Genomic DNA, 13,313 nt, shown 5'->3' on the forward strand with positions numbered 1-13,313 from the left:
GGGAAATGCCTGCCAGCCTCTCCCTTCGTGGTTGACCCCCAGAAGCTGCTCTTCTCGCTCAGCAGCTTGCTGGCGGCGGCCGCTACGCTGGCTATCGCCTTCTCGGCCAGTCTGCCCCGCCCCTGGTGGGCTCTGTTGACGGTCTACGTTACCGCTCAACCCATGGCCGGTGCCTTTCGGCCCAAGGTTCTCTACCGTCTGGGCGGCATACTAACCGGTGCCGCTGTCACGATCCTGCTCGTTCCCAACTTGCAGAACTCGCCCGAACTCCTGGTCTTGTGCCTCGCGGCCTGGACAGGTTTCTGCATCTATCTTGCGGTTCTTGATCGCACTCCGCGTGCTTTCCTGTTCCAGATGGCGGCATTCAGCTCGGCGGTGATCAGCTTTCCCTATCTCGATGATCCGGGGAATATTTTCGAGACCACGGCCGCGCGGGTGCAGGAGATGACGGTTGCTATCCTGTGCGTGACGGCGGTTCATGCGCTGCTGCAACCTTGGAGCGCAACGCCGGCTATTCGCGCCCGTGTCCAGTCTTTTTTGGGCCACGCCCGCCGCTGGACCTCAGAGGCGCTTGGCAGTCACCATACCCGTCTCGAAGACGCACATCGCCGCGCACTGGCGGCGGACGTCACCGAACTCGGCATGATCGCGGTCCATTTGCCGTTCGATCAGCGCTGGGCTCCCGCGACCCGGCGACGGGTTACGGCCTTGCAACAGCAGCTCGCCACCATCCTGCCACTTGCCTCGGCTGCGGCGAACCGGCTCGACCGCCTGCGTGAAAGCGCCGATCTTCCGCCAATGCTCGAAGCTTTGCTGGCCGACGTCACCGACTGGCTGGATGATGAGCAAAGCGAGCTGCACCGGGTGGGATCGCTGGTGCGACGGTGCGAGGCGCTGGCGGCCGCCGCTGAGGCGCGCGGCGACTGGAACGACCTGCTGACCGCGAGCGCCTGCATCCGCATCGCCGAGTTCCTGACCGCATTGGCCGCGAGTCGAAGGCTGGCGGACAGGATCGGGTCACCGGGTCCGCCCAGCGCTAAAATTCTTGCCGCAGAATCCTTTTCGCTTGCCCGCGATCATGGCGTCGCTGCGCTCGCGGGCCTGGCGACCGCCACGGCAATCGGACTCTATTGCGCCGTCTGGATCCTGCTTGCCTGGCCTAATGGATCGGCGACCGCGGCCTTTGCCGCGCTCATTACCTGTTCTTTTGCCGCACAGGACGATCCGGCGCCGGTGATCGGTCGCTATCTCGTGGCTACGCTCAAGACCTTTCCGTTGGGGGCTCTCTACCTTTTCGTGATCATGCCTCGGGTCGATGGCTATGAGATGCTGATCGTCACCCTGGCCCCGGCCTTGCTGTGGATGGGCTATATCCAGGCCGATCCCGCACGTTCGCCGCAGGCCTTGCCGATGTTCTCCTGCTTTATCGTCGCCATGGGCTTTCTCGCGCGTTTTCAGGCGGATTTTGCACTGTTCATCAACACGGGGTTGGCCCAGCTCGGCGGAATTGTAGCGACGCTTGCCGTCACCCGCATGTTCCGATCGGCCAATGTCCTGTGGACCGCCCGGCGCATCCTGCGCGCGAACTGGGGTGAACTGGCCCTGCTTGCGGACATTCGCCGGCCTTTCCGTCCGGACCGCTGGACGGCAAGAGCGGTCGACCGGCTCGGGCAGGTGGCTGCACGAATGGCGGTGGCGACCGCCGGCGATAGACTCCATGCCGCTGACGGTCTGGCGGACCTCAGGATCGGCCGCAATATCATTCCGATCCGCCGGGCGTTGTCTCATGTCCCGCATAATGTGCGGCACCGCCTGGGCGCGGTACTTGCCGGGCTGGCGGTGTTTTATCACGAGCGCTGGCGCCATGGCCATGCGGATGCCCCGCCGCCAGGGTTGCTCGAGCCAATCGACCGGGCCTTGGAGGCGCTTCTGAGCCTGCCGCTCGATGAGCATCGTCGGCCTGCCTTGCGTGCGCTGGTAGGAATGCGCTGCAATCTCTTCCCGACCGCCGCTGCGCCCCATATCGTTTCATCAAGAGCTGGGGAAAGCGCATGATCGAGGAGATCAATGTGCTCGGCATTTATATGCCGGCGGCGCTCGCCTGGGGCGTGCTGGCCGCGGTGCTCGTCTATATTGTGCGCGGGCTCCTGCAGCGCCTGCCGGGCTATCGACTGCTCTGGCACCCAAGCCTGCTCGAGCTCGCTCTCTTCATTCTGCTGTGGTGGGGCCTGAGCGCGCTCGCCGATAGTTTCCTCTACCGATGGGTCGCGTCTTGACATGTTGCACCGACAAAATCTCCTGCGATCGCTCGCCACGCTCCTTGTCATACTCGTAGTTCTGGGGGGGATATATGCACTGTGGCTGCGCTATCAGGTCGAGCCGGTCACGCGTGATGGCAAGGTGCGCGCGGACATGGTGCCGGTGGCCGCCGATGTCAGTGGGCTCGTCACCGAGGTGAAGGTCGCCGACAATCAGAAGGTCCGAAAGGGCGAGATACTCTTTATCATCGACCGTCCGCGCTACCGGCTTGCGCTGGAACAGGCCGAGGCCAACGTGGCAAGCCAGCGCACCGCGCTCGCGCAAGCTGTCCGTGAGGATCGGCGCAACCGGGCCATGCCCGAAGTGATCGCCGCTGAAGTGATCGAACAAGGCACGGCGCGGGTCGAAGGACTGCGGGCGACGATTGGTCAGGCGGTGGCAGCGCGCGACCTGGCCCGCTTCAATCTGGAACGAACCATCGTGCGTGCACCGGTGGACGGGACCGTGTCCAACATGTCGCTCCAGCCCGGGGTCTATCTGACGGCCGGCAAAGCCGCGTTAGCGCTCGTCTATGACCACTCGCTCCGGGTGGAAGGTTATTTTGAGGAAACAAAATTGCCGGCGATCCGCGTCGGCGACCGTGCAAGCATCTACCTGATGGGCGTTGCTGACGAGATCGAAGGCCATGTGCAGAGTATCGCGGGCGGCGTCGAGGATCGCGAGCGGGCCGGGACTGACGGGCAACTGGCCAATGTAAACCCATCCTTCACCTGGGTGCGTCTGGCGCAGCGCATTCCGGTACGTGTCACGATTGATAAAATACCGGCTAATGTGCGGATGATTCCGGGCCAGACGGCCACGGTTGTCGTTCATCCGCGCGATGACGGACGCAGCGTGCACCGGAGCCTGCCATGGTGAGGCGCGCGCTGGTGCTGGCGGCCGCTACCGCTCTGGGCGGCTGCACGGTGGTCGGACCCGACTATCATGTGCCTGACACCGCGATGGTAAACGCGCCTGCGGCGCAAGGTGCGTTTCAGTCGATAGGCGCGGCCACGACGCAGGAACCGCTGCCCGATCATTGGTGGCGGCTCTACGAGAACCCGACCCTCGACCGGCTGATCGAACAGGCATTCGCCGCCAATACGGATCTGCGAGTGGCCGAGGCCAATCTCGAACGCAGTCTGGCCTTGCTCGACCAGCGCAATGCGGGCCGGGAAATTCAGGGCAGCGCGAACGCCGAAACAAGCTGGGCCCAGCGCTCGGCGGAAGCCGAGTTGAGCCATGTGAAGCCGCCGACGCGGCAAATCTACAATATGGGCATCGGGGCCAGCTATGATCTCGATCTGTTCGGCGGAATAAAGCGCGGGATCGAGGCAGCAAGTGCCGATGCCGACGCTGCCGTGGCGGCGCGCGATCTGGTGCGTGTGACCGTCGCGGCCGAGACGGCGCGCGCCTATGCCGACATCTGTAACGCGGGCTATCAGCGCGATGTGTTGGGTCGTGCGATTGCTGTCCTAGAGCAAAGTGTTCGATTAACCCGGATCATGGTGTCGCATGGACGCGCGGCACCCTATGAACTGGACCGGCGACAAGCGTTGCTCGAAGCGAGCCAGGCCCGGCTCCCACAATTGGTGGCGCGCCAACGCAACGCCCTTTTTCGTGTCACATCGCTGGCCGGTCGCACGCCGGGAGAAGCGGATACCAGCCTGTTGGCGTGTCACGCACCGCTTGCGTTGACACGCATGATCCCCGTTGGCGACGGTGCCGCGCTGCTCAAGCGTCGGCCCGACATCCGCATATCCGAGCGCCGTCTCGCCGCGACGACAGCGCGGATCGGCGTCGCCACGGCGGACCTCTACCCTGATATCCGTCTGGGAGCATCGATCGGCTCTACGGGGGCTGCTGCCGATTTCCTGTCACCGCTTACCAACCGTTTCGGTCTCGGCCCGCTGATCAGTTGGACGCTCAACCGACATGCTGTTCGCGCCCGCATTGCGGCGACCGAGGCACAAAGTCGCGGCGACCTGGCCGCGTTTGACGGTGCAGTGATCAAGGCATTGCGGGAGGTGGAAACGGCGCTGACCAATTATCAGGCCGGGCTTGAGCAGCAGGAAGGTCTCGATCGTGCATCCGCAGATGCCATGCGAGCAGCGATGCGGATGGGTCAGTTGCGGCGTGGAGGCAAGATCGCCGCATTGCCCGCGCTCGAGGCTGAGCGTGATCGGGTTGCGGCGGATCAGGCTGCCGCCGAAGCGCGCGCGGCGATCAATGACGATCAGATCACGCTATTCCTGGCGCTTGGCGGGGGATGGGGCAACGGAAATGCGAACGAATTGGGCGCAGATTGATTCCGCAGATCCATTCCGCGCGCATGGCACAACTGACCGATCTTAGGCCGGTTTCTGAACTTTGCTTGGCGGGCGCTTGGTTCCGACATGACGCGAGCGCCCCAGTTCCGCGTGACGGTTTGCGCTGCGGGTCTTGAGCAGATCCTGACGCGAAAGAATGCCGAGCACGCGGCGGGTTTCAGGGTCAATAATCGGGATGCGGCCAATCCCGGATTCGACGATGAGATCGGCGACTACGCCGGTCTGCGTATCGGGATAGGCAATGGGCTGCGCCGCATCTGAGATTGCATCGACGAGCGGTGTTTGATCATCGTCGCGATCGCTCTGCCAGCGCAGGGCATCGGTGCGGGAAACGAGACCCAGTAGCCTGCCTTGCGGATCGATCACCGGATAGCTGCGATGCACAGCCTCATTCGCGAAGAAGGATACCGCCTGCTCCACGGTCATCGTGCCAGGCAGGGTAGCCGGATCGCGCGTCATGATCTGACCAGCCTGGATGAGGTCGAGGGGATCGACTGTATATTCCTGCAGGATGTGGCGTCCGCGCCGCGCAATCTTCTCTGTAAGGATCGATCGCCGCATCAAGAGCACGCTGACGGCATAGGCGCTGCCCGCAGCCGCGATCGTGCATGGAATGGCGCTGAAATGTCCGGTGAGTTCGACCGCGAAGATCGCGCCGGTCATCGGCGCGCGCATAGCCCCGCTCATGATCCCCGCCATGCCGATCATGGCCCAGAACCCGGGATCGCCCGGTAGAAACTGCCCAAGCAGAAAGCCGGCGGCGCCGCCCAGGATGAGGAGCGGCGCCAGCACGCCGCCTGATGTGCCCGACCCCAGGGCGACCAGCCAGACGATGGCCTTCACGACGAGGAGCGCGGCAACGACCCGGAGCGATAGCGAGGCGTTGAGGAGAGCCTCGATGCTTGCATATCCTGCACCTAGCACATGAGCATCGATGAGACCGCCCAGACCGACGACGACCGCGCCGATTGCCGGCCACCACATCCAATGAAATGGCAGGCGATGGAAGAGATCCTCGATGCGGTAGAGGGATGTCGACAACAGCGCGGCTTCGAGACCGACGATGAGACCGATCCCACCCGAAGCGAGCAGAGCCCAGCTTGCTTGCGGGGCGATCGCCGTCATGGGGAACATCGGTCCCGATCCGAGCAGCAGTGGCCGCCAGGCGAAGGAAATAAGCGCTGCAACGAGAACGGGGACGAAGCTACGCGGCTTCCATTCGAACAGGAGCACTTCGACGGCCAGCAAGATCGCCGCGAGCGGCGTACCGAAGATGGCGGTCATGCCGGCTGCTGCACCGGCCACGAGGAGCGTCTTGCGCTCGGCCGCGCTGAGATGGAAGCATTGGGCGAACAGCGAACCGATGGCCCCGCCCGTCATGATGATCGGTCCCTCTGCGCCGAAGGGACCGCCACTGCCGATCGAGATCGCCGAGGACAGAGGTTTGAGCAGCGCGACCTTGAGCGACAGTCGGCTCTCGCCGAACAGGATCGTCTCGATCGCCTCGGGAATGCCATGGCCGCGGATCTTGTCCGACCCGAACCGCGCCATCAGACCCACGACAAGGCTGCCGACGACGGGGATCACCACCACCAGCCAGCCCACCGATGCATCGGTGATCACCGAATGATCAGCAGAAAGACGACCGAACCAGAAGAGGTTGGTGGCGATCGCAATGAGTTTGACCAGCACCCATGCGCCAAAGGCGCCGCCCGTTCCGACCACGATGGCCATGATTGCCAGCATGACCATGCGGCGATCGACACTATGGTCGGCGAGTTGGTGGCCTTCGACGGAACGTGGAGGTGTCAGCGACATGAATCAGCATTATCCTGTGAAAAGCAGTGCACGCCGACTATATCGCATTGCGATGTAATTCAATCAGTGAGGATCATTTGGGGCAAAAGGATAAATTGCTGGGCGATGCCGACTATGTGGCGCTGGCCTCTTTTCGCCATGCCATTCGCCGCTTCCAGGCGTTCAGCGAGGAAAAGGCCATCGAAGTCGGGTTGACGCCGCAACAGCACCAGGCGCTCCTCGCGATCCGGGGCTGTCCGCCGGATGAAGCCACCGTCGGTCATGTCGCGGAACGTCTGATATTAAAGCCGCACAGCGCCACGGGCCTGATCAATCGCCTCGAGGCGTTGGCGCTTATTACGCGCGAGGCGGCTGCTACCGATCGCAGGCGGGCGCTGGTGCGCCTCACACCCAAGGCCTATGCCCTGCTCGACGCCCTGTCCGCTGTCCATCGCGAGGAAATCCAGCGCTTGCGGCCGGTCTTCACCGGCATCTTCGAACAACTGGGGTGAGCAAGTGTCATTTTAATACAAATATTATGCGCTGAACCAGAAATAACATTCATTTGTCTTCTGACATTCTAACCGGCACAACGCGATGTGCAGAGTGAAGACGCTTCACGACAACAGCGCCCGGAGAGGATCCCGCGAAAGCAGGCCGGAGCGCGGGAACGGAGACGGCAGCCAAGGACGAGTGCATGACGCAGACGGAGTATCCGGGGAATCCCCTGACCCTGGAGCAATGGCGATCGGTGCAGGATATGACCGCATCGCTGACGGCAGCGCAGGCGTCTTGGATTAGCGGCTACTTCACCAGGTTAGACGCCGGCGCGCGGTCCACCTGCCGCAGCCGGCGTCTTTCCGAAGTTCGGTCAGGCCGGTCACCTACAAAATATTGGGACGCGCACGGGCCATTCGACCGAGCTGGCATCGTGCACCAAGTAACAGAGGTTCGTTGATTCAATGACTGAACCCAAAGATCAGGCCCCTCGCGCCCAGACGATCGCCGCCGCGCACGGCGTTGCCAGCGATGTGGCCTTTGGAGCTGTCGCTCCGCCGCTTTATCTTTCGAGCACCTATGAGTTTTCTGGCTACGATCAACCGCGCTCCTATGACTATGGTCGGGCGGGTAATCCCACCCGCGATCTTCTCGGGCAGGCACTTGCGAAGCTGGAAGGCGGGGCAGGCGCAGTCATCACGGCGAGCGGCATGGCCGCGCTCGATCTTCTCGTCGGGAGAATGGGTCCCGGCGATCTCATCCTCGCGCCGCATGATTGCTACGGCGGTACGATGCGTCTGTTGATGGCGCGCGCGAACCGGGGGCATTGCGTCGTCCGGTTCGTTGATCAGGGTAACGAGAGCGCCTTTGCCGCCGCGCTGGAGGACGTTCCGGCACTCGTGCTTATAGAGACGCCGAGCAATCCCTTGATGCGGGTCGTCGATATCGCGGAACTCGCCGCGAAATCGCGGGCAGCGGGGGCTGCGGTTGCCGTCGACAATACGTTTCTTTCGCCGGCCATCCAGCAACCGATCGCGCTGGGTGCGGACTATGTCATCCATTCCACGACCAAATATCTCAACGGCCATTCCGACGTGATCGGCGGCGCGGTTGTCGCGGCTGATCCGGGGCAGGTCGATGAATTGCGTCACTGGGCAAATGTCGTCGGGAGCACAGGCGCGCCGTTTGATGCCTGGCTGACCTTGCGGGGCCTTCGCACGCTATTTGCCCGGATGGAGCAGCAGCAGCGCAATGCGATGATCGTCGCCCAATATCTCGAACGACATCCGGCGGTGTCCCAAGTCCACTATCCAGGTCTCGCCGCCCATCCTGGCCACCGGATCGCCTCACGCCAGCAGCGCGGTTTCGGGGCGATGCTGAGCTTTGAACTCGCAGGAGGGGCGGACGCGGTTCGACGGTTCGTCGCCTCGGCCGGCTACTTTACGCTCGCTGAATCGCTGGGTGGGGTCGAGAGCCTCGTTGCACATCCGGCAACCATGACCCACGCCGATATGGGCGCGGAGGCGCGCGCAAGGGCGGGCATCACCGACAGCCTGCTGAGGCTTTCGATCGGTCTCGAAGCCGAACTGGATCTGATCGCCGGGCTCGAACAGGGATTAGCGGCATGCGCGGGATGAGAGCGTCCGGCAATCCTGTGAACTTCAGGAGAGAAACGTGCCCGGTTATGTGTGGGTCGTAGATGTTTTCGGACTTCTCCTTGTCTTGCTCGGTTTCAACATGGCGTTTCGGCAGGCCAGCTTCAGGCGGGCTATCGGACGTCCGAAACCGCCCGCGAGCCGGTCGCGAGCAGGAAATGATGATGAGGATCCGCTTACCTATATTCTGCGGATCTCCGGTGTCATGATGATGGTTTTCGGGATCGCGATTGGCGGAATGCTGACGCTATTCCATCTGGCGTAACCAGGATTGAAGGGCCAAGCGGAGATGCTCATTGGACGAGGCTCAAGCCCACCTCGCTCCCGATTGGCATCGCCCGCCCTTCGAACCATGGTCCAATCCCACAAACCATGGCAGCCTATGCCATGCAAGAAATGCCATCGCTGGTCTTGATCGATCAAAGCGGTCATCTGCGCCAACACAGCTTTGGAAACGAAGACGACATGAGTGTCGGCGCCGACATTGCTCTCCTCCTGGCGGAGCCGGAGCGGATTTATGACGCACGAATATGATGATCCGATAGATCCCGAAAGGGTCGCTGCGGCAGTGCGATATATCGCCGAACGTCACCGTGCTGAAGATCGACCTGTTGAATTACTTGTTGACGACGTCGTGCGCGAACGCTTCGGCGGTTGCGTGACCTCGGTCAATGAACGCCGCAGCGCTTCAATCCTGCCCGGCCTCAAGCTGGAGATCGCGCGCCAAGTGTTTGAGCTCGTCGCAAGCGGCGAACTCATTGATGAGATCGATGAGGCTTCGATCGAATCTTTCCCGGCCAGCGATCCTCCAGCCTAGATCGGACACAAGCCTGGCAACGGCAGCTGATGGCTACGATCCATTTCAAGCGGATCTATGTTGCGCTTTTTCAGCAGTGACTTCAACGATAGCTCCAGGGCGTGGCCTACTGAGTGCCAGACGGGTGCTTCACACTGGCCTGCGTCGACCAATGCGCGCGTAGCGCGGCCGTATTCAAGCGCCATCCGCAGATACCGGATGCCCAAATCACTTTCGTTGCGGGATTGCTCACGCATTGGCTTCTCCTCAGGGCTGGTGGGATCGCCGCATGCATCGTCAGTGTTGACCTGCAGCGGACGGCGACCTAGAACGAAGTTCGCTCTACGTGTCTGATATTTAACATAATTTCTATTATCGCGCCAAAGCTATGCCCGTATTGCAGGGGACGCGGGCGCGTGTGATGATCGCCCTGTCGATGCAGGAGCAACGCGGATGATGGACCCGAAACAGATGACCGACAAACAGTTGGTCGATGAATGGGATAAAGTCGAAGACGGTGAAAACCTTACAGATTTCGAACAGGCCGTGCTCGATGAAATCGAGAGGCGTAACATCGACTTGTAAAATATCGTTAGATTAGATTTAAGACGACTCGTCCAAGTGCACCGCAGGCATCTTGAACATGGACACGATAATGCTAATGGCCGCGACAGGTGCCGGGTAAACGCGACCGCCCGGCACCGCCATCATTATCGTCCAGCCCCCAAAGAAGCCTTCAGGTCCTCAGCACCGGTTGACCGATCGCCCGCTGCGACTGAGAAATTCGGTGACGATCTTCGTAAAGAACCCGGGCGTTACCATTCCGAAGCGGTAGTCGCCGTTGGCTCGCGCGCGGACATCAAAGCCCATCCAGTCGAAACTGTTTGCCTCTGAGACGACGACAAAGCTCGATTCAGGGTACGGTAGGCCCATCGCCTTCCCGACGTCGCCGGGGATCTTGATCGTGTTGGACGGGTTGATCTCGCCTTTGGTCGTAACGGCCAGGACGATGTAGCCTTTGCCATCGGCAGCGATAACGATGACAGGACGTTCCTTGACGCCCTCGTCTCGGCCTCCGGCTTGCTCGGCTGCAAAAAGGTAGACGTAGTTTATGACCTCACCGCGCCGCGGCGGCAGATCGTTACTGCTGCCAGTCGAAGCGGCCTGCTGCGATTTCGGCTTCGCTTGGGAGGCTGGCTTCAATACGCGCCGCGTCGTCATCGGTCATGGTCTCACTGGTGAACACCCGGCGATTGGCGTGCAACGCTTCAAGCGCAGCTGCAGCACGATCCAGATAGTCGATGCTGACCACGGCCGCATAGCGCCGCCTGTTCTTCGTCAGCACGACTGGACCATGCTGGCTTTGATCGACAACAGTGCCAGGGTGGTTATGGAAATCTGTAAGAGCAACGGATGCAAAGCTCTCGGCATTGGTGGCCATGATAATCTCCGTCGAAGCCTTACAGCCAATATAGCCAGAATGGCCAGAATGGCAATGCCGCCTAAAGGTCGCCGCGCACTATGAACGTCAAGTCGCGGCCTTTGCTACGCGACTCGCCATTTGCAAATCTCGCAATAAAAATCGTTCCTGATTTCCTCGGCGATCCATTTCCTTGCAGTCTGCAAACGGTAGACTAATGGTAGACCTCAAATCCGTCGCAGCCAAATCTGCCGGGATTATGATGATTTGCTCCACCGGCTGACCGCCGAGTTGATCTACCCGATAGATGTTCGGTGCCAAAAGGCAGAGGGCAAACGCGGCCGGCCCGTCGCCGGCAACTTATTTCAAGCGAGCAGCAAGCCTGCTGCGATCAAAATTACGCCCGCCAGACGCAAGGACCATTTCCCCAACGGGGTTAGGCCAAAGTTGCCGATGATCGTCGCGGCTACGACGATGATCCCGAAGGCGCTGATGGTCAGGAATGAGGCCGTTTGCATAGACCTCATTCCGTCCGGTGCGTGATCTTCACCCGGCGCGCAAGGATGTTGGCAGCGACCTGGCGGTAGATTTTCTCGGGCATGGCGCAAATTACCGGGGTGCCGTTGGCGCCGGATCGAACGTCAGGCCCTACCCATGTGAATTCATTCACATCGTTCCAGACGATACGGCTGCGCGTATCCAGGCGAAGATGCTCGATCACGCGCGGGGTAAGTTCGAGGGAGTGCTCGGGCGAATAATCCCGCGTCGTCAGCGGCACCGTGATGACGCGCAAGTGCCCATGCTTCAGGTACGTGCCAACGACCATGCATGGCCGAATTTTACGGCCCTCTTCCTCGCCCCGGTCGTGCTCGTGCCGCCAGAGGTAGAGATAATTGATGACCTCGCCGGGACGCGGCTCAGTCCAGGAGCTTGTTGGCATCGTAGGACTCGGGCACAGGCTGGGCATTGGCGATCGCGTTGAACGCATCGTCGCTCAGTTCTTCGGGAGCGAGCGCGATGTGATCAAGGCGCGCCAGGCGTTCGTACTCTCCGGCAGGAAGCATCACGACACGAGCGGCGCCATTGCGTTCGACCGCGATCGGGTGGGTCATGGCTTCATCGTAGTAGAAGCCGAAGCGCTTCGAGACTTCGCTCGAGCGGAAGGTTTCGATGGACAAGCTCATGGCCTGATCTCCTGCTATCGCGCAGATACCGCGCAATCCGTACAATTATCGGCATTCCGTATAATACGGAATGCGCGAAATTGCAATTGCTGTTCAAATGTCCTTGCGGGCGTTGATCGTTAATGCTCCGCAGCATTGAAGCGCTCGATCAAGCTGGGCATGCCCGGGTGGTCGTCTAATCCTCGCCTTCCCTTTCATCCCTTCACCCTCCCTTTCCCTTTCACTTTCCCTTTCAGGGCGTCGGCATGATTCAGGATGTCAGCAAGTGTCCGAGGTTTTGCCTCCCAAGCGCTACGGCCGAAGACGAGACGCTGCTACCTGCCCATATTTGCGCATCTGGGGGAGCTAATGTTGCAGGGCAAAAGCTTTGCTCGTTTTCGATCAAAATATTCAATTCAGCGGATAAATCCCATGCAGCACCGTATCGAAATGCTCCTCGATGGTTGTGGTGCAGTCGCACGCGGTATCGCGCAGTACCTGCTCATCCTTGACGATGAACACACCGCGGCGAGTCTCGATCGTTCCGGCCTCCCGCAGCTTTGAAATGACACGGGTCACAAATGATCGACCCACGCCCAGCATTTCCGCGAGTTGCTCGTGCGTGATGGCAAATTCAGCTGAATGCGTTCGGCTGATCGCTGCAAGCAGCCATTTTGCTGTACGCTGCGCGATTGTATGGGTGGCATTACAGGCGGCGGTCTGAAAGACCTGTGCCAGCAGACAGTCCGAGTAGCGGGAGAACCAATGGCGTAAGGTCAAAGAGTCCAGCTTGGCTTGTTCCAGCGCGGCCGTCTTGATGCGCAAAAAGCGCCCACCATACATGACCTGCGCAGTCGCAAAAGCGGGGACATTCCCATTTGACACGATGCCTCCGATAGCCCCTTCCCTGCCAACCAGCGCGACCTCGACGGCCGGACCGTCTTTCAGCCTGACACAGAAGGCCGCCATCGCCGGGCCACACGGGAACCATGTGTCCACGACTTCACCCCCTGCCTTTTGCAGCACCGCATGTGGCTTGAGGTCAAAGACCAGCATGTGCGGCATTAGACGCTCGCGATCACTATCGCTCAGAGTTGCTAGTAGGGCATTGCCTGCCAATTCTTCCGGGGTAGGCGCCGACATGGTCTCTCCTGATCAATCTGCATTAAAATTGGGCGCCTTGGTGCACTTATGCACAAAGCTCATGGTTGACCAATGTTACTCGCACGCATAACTCGCGTTCTGAGCGTTTTTCGGTGAATGGCTGTGGAGTGTGCATTCCCCTGCCCGTGGCCGGAAACGCCACCCAGCTCGGATCTAGAAGTGCCTCCTTTTACAGACAAATTTGCAGCGGCG

18 protein-coding genes are annotated in these 13,313 nt (G+C 60.9%); 10 read left to right on the forward strand and 8 right to left on the reverse strand.

Annotated elements, in window-relative coordinates; genetic code table 11:
• Positions 1–9: 9 nt before the first annotated feature.
• The 4 genes from HWN72_RS28215 to HWN72_RS28230 are packed head-to-tail and all read left to right on the forward strand — an operon-like array spanning position 10 to position 4,607.
• Positions 10–2,055 carry an FUSC family protein gene (locus HWN72_RS28215; protein ID WP_248006427.1) on the forward strand — a complete coding sequence of 682 codons (2,046 nt, stop codon included), beginning with the start codon at positions 10–12 and terminating at the stop codon, positions 2,053–2,055.
• A complete protein-coding gene (locus HWN72_RS28220) occupies positions 2,052–2,276 on the forward strand; it encodes a DUF1656 domain-containing protein (protein ID WP_008828027.1) in 225 nt (74 codons plus the stop codon). The genes HWN72_RS28215 and HWN72_RS28220 overlap by 4 nt, the downstream gene beginning before the upstream one ends.
• Before the next feature lies 1 nt (position 2,277).
• The gene (locus HWN72_RS28225) at positions 2,278–3,177 is read left to right on the forward strand and encodes an efflux RND transporter periplasmic adaptor subunit (protein ID WP_211152035.1); all 900 of its coding nucleotides are present in this window, start codon (positions 2,278–2,280) and stop codon (positions 3,175–3,177) included.
• Positions 3,171–4,607, forward strand: a complete 1,437-nt coding sequence (locus tag HWN72_RS28230; RefSeq protein ID WP_211152036.1) for an efflux transporter outer membrane subunit — start codon at positions 3,171–3,173, stop codon at positions 4,605–4,607. Before HWN72_RS28225 ends, HWN72_RS28230 begins: the two co-directional genes overlap by 7 nt.
• Before the next feature lie 42 nt (positions 4,608–4,649).
• On the opposite strand, the gene HWN72_RS28235 is transcribed toward HWN72_RS28230, so the two are convergent.
• Positions 4,650–6,446: a chloride channel protein gene (locus tag HWN72_RS28235; protein ID WP_069709975.1), complete on the reverse strand. Its 1,797-nt coding sequence runs from the start codon at positions 6,444–6,446 to the stop codon at positions 4,650–4,652.
• A gap of 95 nt (positions 6,447–6,541) precedes the next feature.
• Between HWN72_RS28235 and HWN72_RS28240 the strand changes: the two genes are divergently transcribed.
• From HWN72_RS28240 to HWN72_RS28260, 5 genes are all read left to right on the forward strand, one after another.
• Positions 6,542–6,937 (forward strand): MarR family winged helix-turn-helix transcriptional regulator, encoded by a 396-nt coding sequence (locus HWN72_RS28240; protein WP_008828024.1) that lies wholly within the window; start codon positions 6,542–6,544, stop codon positions 6,935–6,937.
• Positions 6,938–7,387: 450 nt separating this feature from the next.
• A complete protein-coding gene (gene metB / locus HWN72_RS28245; protein WP_008828023.1) occupies positions 7,388–8,560 on the forward strand; it encodes a cystathionine gamma-synthase in 1,173 nt (390 codons plus the stop codon).
• Positions 8,561–8,597: 37 nt separating this feature from the next.
• Positions 8,598–8,843, forward strand: a complete 246-nt coding sequence (locus tag HWN72_RS28250; RefSeq protein ID WP_008828022.1) for a hypothetical protein — start codon at positions 8,598–8,600, stop codon at positions 8,841–8,843.
• 107 nt (positions 8,844–8,950) lie between these two features.
• The gene (locus HWN72_RS28255; RefSeq protein ID WP_156800009.1) at positions 8,951–9,112 is read left to right on the forward strand and encodes a hypothetical protein; all 162 of its coding nucleotides are present in this window, start codon (positions 8,951–8,953) and stop codon (positions 9,110–9,112) included.
• A complete protein-coding gene (locus HWN72_RS28260) occupies positions 9,096–9,395 on the forward strand; it encodes a hypothetical protein (RefSeq protein WP_008828021.1) in 300 nt (99 codons plus the stop codon). Before HWN72_RS28255 ends, HWN72_RS28260 begins: the two co-directional genes overlap by 17 nt.
• Here HWN72_RS28260 and HWN72_RS28265 read toward each other — a convergent pair.
• Positions 9,392–9,631 (reverse strand): hypothetical protein, encoded by a 240-nt coding sequence (locus tag HWN72_RS28265; RefSeq protein WP_008828020.1) that lies wholly within the window; start codon positions 9,629–9,631, stop codon positions 9,392–9,394. The genes HWN72_RS28260 and HWN72_RS28265 overlap by 4 nt on opposite strands.
• A 196-nt stretch (positions 9,632–9,827) precedes the next feature.
• Here HWN72_RS28265 and HWN72_RS31690 point away from each other — a divergent pair, with 196 nt between their 5' ends.
• On the forward strand, positions 9,828–9,959 hold the full coding sequence (locus tag HWN72_RS31690) for a hypothetical protein (protein WP_256434643.1): 132 nt from the start codon (positions 9,828–9,830) through the stop codon (positions 9,957–9,959).
• Positions 9,960–10,118: 159 nt separating this feature from the next.
• On the opposite strand, the gene HWN72_RS28270 is transcribed toward HWN72_RS31690, so the two are convergent.
• The 6 genes from HWN72_RS28270 to HWN72_RS28295 all read right to left on the reverse strand — a co-directional run bounded on the left by HWN72_RS28270 (position 10,119) and on the right by HWN72_RS28295 (position 13,100).
• Positions 10,119–10,577: a hypothetical protein gene (locus HWN72_RS28270; RefSeq protein ID WP_211152037.1), complete on the reverse strand. Its 459-nt coding sequence runs from the start codon at positions 10,575–10,577 to the stop codon at positions 10,119–10,121.
• Positions 10,516–10,815 carry a type II toxin-antitoxin system prevent-host-death family antitoxin gene (locus tag HWN72_RS28275; protein WP_008830216.1) on the reverse strand — a complete coding sequence of 100 codons (300 nt, stop codon included), beginning with the start codon at positions 10,813–10,815 and terminating at the stop codon, positions 10,516–10,518. Before HWN72_RS28275 ends, HWN72_RS28270 begins: the two co-directional genes overlap by 62 nt.
• A 344-nt stretch (positions 10,816–11,159) precedes the next feature.
• Positions 11,160–11,312 carry a hypothetical protein gene (locus tag HWN72_RS28280; protein WP_211152038.1) on the reverse strand — a complete coding sequence of 51 codons (153 nt, stop codon included), beginning with the start codon at positions 11,310–11,312 and terminating at the stop codon, positions 11,160–11,162.
• A gap of 5 nt (positions 11,313–11,317) precedes the next feature.
• Positions 11,318–11,734 (reverse strand): type II toxin-antitoxin system PemK/MazF family toxin, encoded by a 417-nt coding sequence (locus HWN72_RS28285; protein WP_211152039.1) that lies wholly within the window; start codon positions 11,732–11,734, stop codon positions 11,318–11,320.
• Positions 11,712–11,978, reverse strand: coding sequence for a type II toxin-antitoxin system Phd/YefM family antitoxin (locus HWN72_RS28290; protein ID WP_008830218.1), 267 nt, complete (start codon positions 11,976–11,978; stop codon positions 11,712–11,714). The genes HWN72_RS28285 and HWN72_RS28290 overlap by 23 nt, the downstream gene beginning before the upstream one ends.
• A 390-nt stretch (positions 11,979–12,368) precedes the next feature.
• On the reverse strand, positions 12,369–13,100 hold the full coding sequence (locus HWN72_RS28295; protein ID WP_211152040.1) for a Crp/Fnr family transcriptional regulator: 732 nt from the start codon (positions 13,098–13,100) through the stop codon (positions 12,369–12,371).
• Positions 13,101–13,313: the final 213 nt, after the last annotated feature.

Origin of the sequence: Novosphingobium sp. HR1a, assembly GCF_015594425.1 — a bacterium.
Lineage (GTDB): Bacteria > Pseudomonadota > Alphaproteobacteria > Sphingomonadales > Sphingomonadaceae > Novosphingobium > Novosphingobium resinovorum_A.

Excerpts from the sequence above, each read along its gene's own strand:
- HWN72_RS28255 (WP_156800009.1), top strand. The coding sequence starts at position 8,951 with ATGGCAGCCTATGCCATGCAAGAAATGCCATCGCTGGTCTTGATCGAT.
- HWN72_RS31690 (WP_256434643.1), top strand. The coding sequence starts at position 9,828 with ATGATGGACCCGAAACAGATGACCGACAAACAGTTGGTCGATGAATGG.
- HWN72_RS28285 (WP_211152039.1), bottom strand. The coding sequence starts at position 11,734 with ATGCCAACAAGCTCCTGGACTGAGCCGCGTCCCGGCGAGGTCATCAAT.
- HWN72_RS28265 (WP_008828020.1), bottom strand. The coding sequence starts at position 9,631 with ATGCGTGAGCAATCCCGCAACGAAAGTGATTTGGGCATCCGGTATCTG.
- HWN72_RS28235 (WP_069709975.1), bottom strand. The coding sequence starts at position 6,446 with ATGTCGCTGACACCTCCACGTTCCGTCGAAGGCCACCAACTCGCCGAC.
- metB (WP_008828023.1), top strand. The coding sequence starts at position 7,388 with ATGACTGAACCCAAAGATCAGGCCCCTCGCGCCCAGACGATCGCCGCC.
- HWN72_RS28225 (WP_211152035.1), top strand. The coding sequence starts at position 2,278 with ATGTTGCACCGACAAAATCTCCTGCGATCGCTCGCCACGCTCCTTGTC.
- HWN72_RS28280 (WP_211152038.1), bottom strand. The coding sequence starts at position 11,312 with ATGCAAACGGCCTCATTCCTGACCATCAGCGCCTTCGGGATCATCGTC.
- HWN72_RS28260 (WP_008828021.1), top strand. The coding sequence starts at position 9,096 with ATGACGCACGAATATGATGATCCGATAGATCCCGAAAGGGTCGCTGCG.
- HWN72_RS28290 (WP_008830218.1), bottom strand. The coding sequence starts at position 11,978 with ATGAGCTTGTCCATCGAAACCTTCCGCTCGAGCGAAGTCTCGAAGCGC.
- HWN72_RS28295 (WP_211152040.1), bottom strand. The coding sequence starts at position 13,100 with ATGTCGGCGCCTACCCCGGAAGAATTGGCAGGCAATGCCCTACTAGCA.
- HWN72_RS28220 (WP_008828027.1), top strand. The coding sequence starts at position 2,052 with ATGATCGAGGAGATCAATGTGCTCGGCATTTATATGCCGGCGGCGCTC.
- HWN72_RS28275 (WP_008830216.1), bottom strand. The coding sequence starts at position 10,815 with ATGGCCACCAATGCCGAGAGCTTTGCATCCGTTGCTCTTACAGATTTC.
- HWN72_RS28230 (WP_211152036.1), top strand. The coding sequence starts at position 3,171 with ATGGTGAGGCGCGCGCTGGTGCTGGCGGCCGCTACCGCTCTGGGCGGC.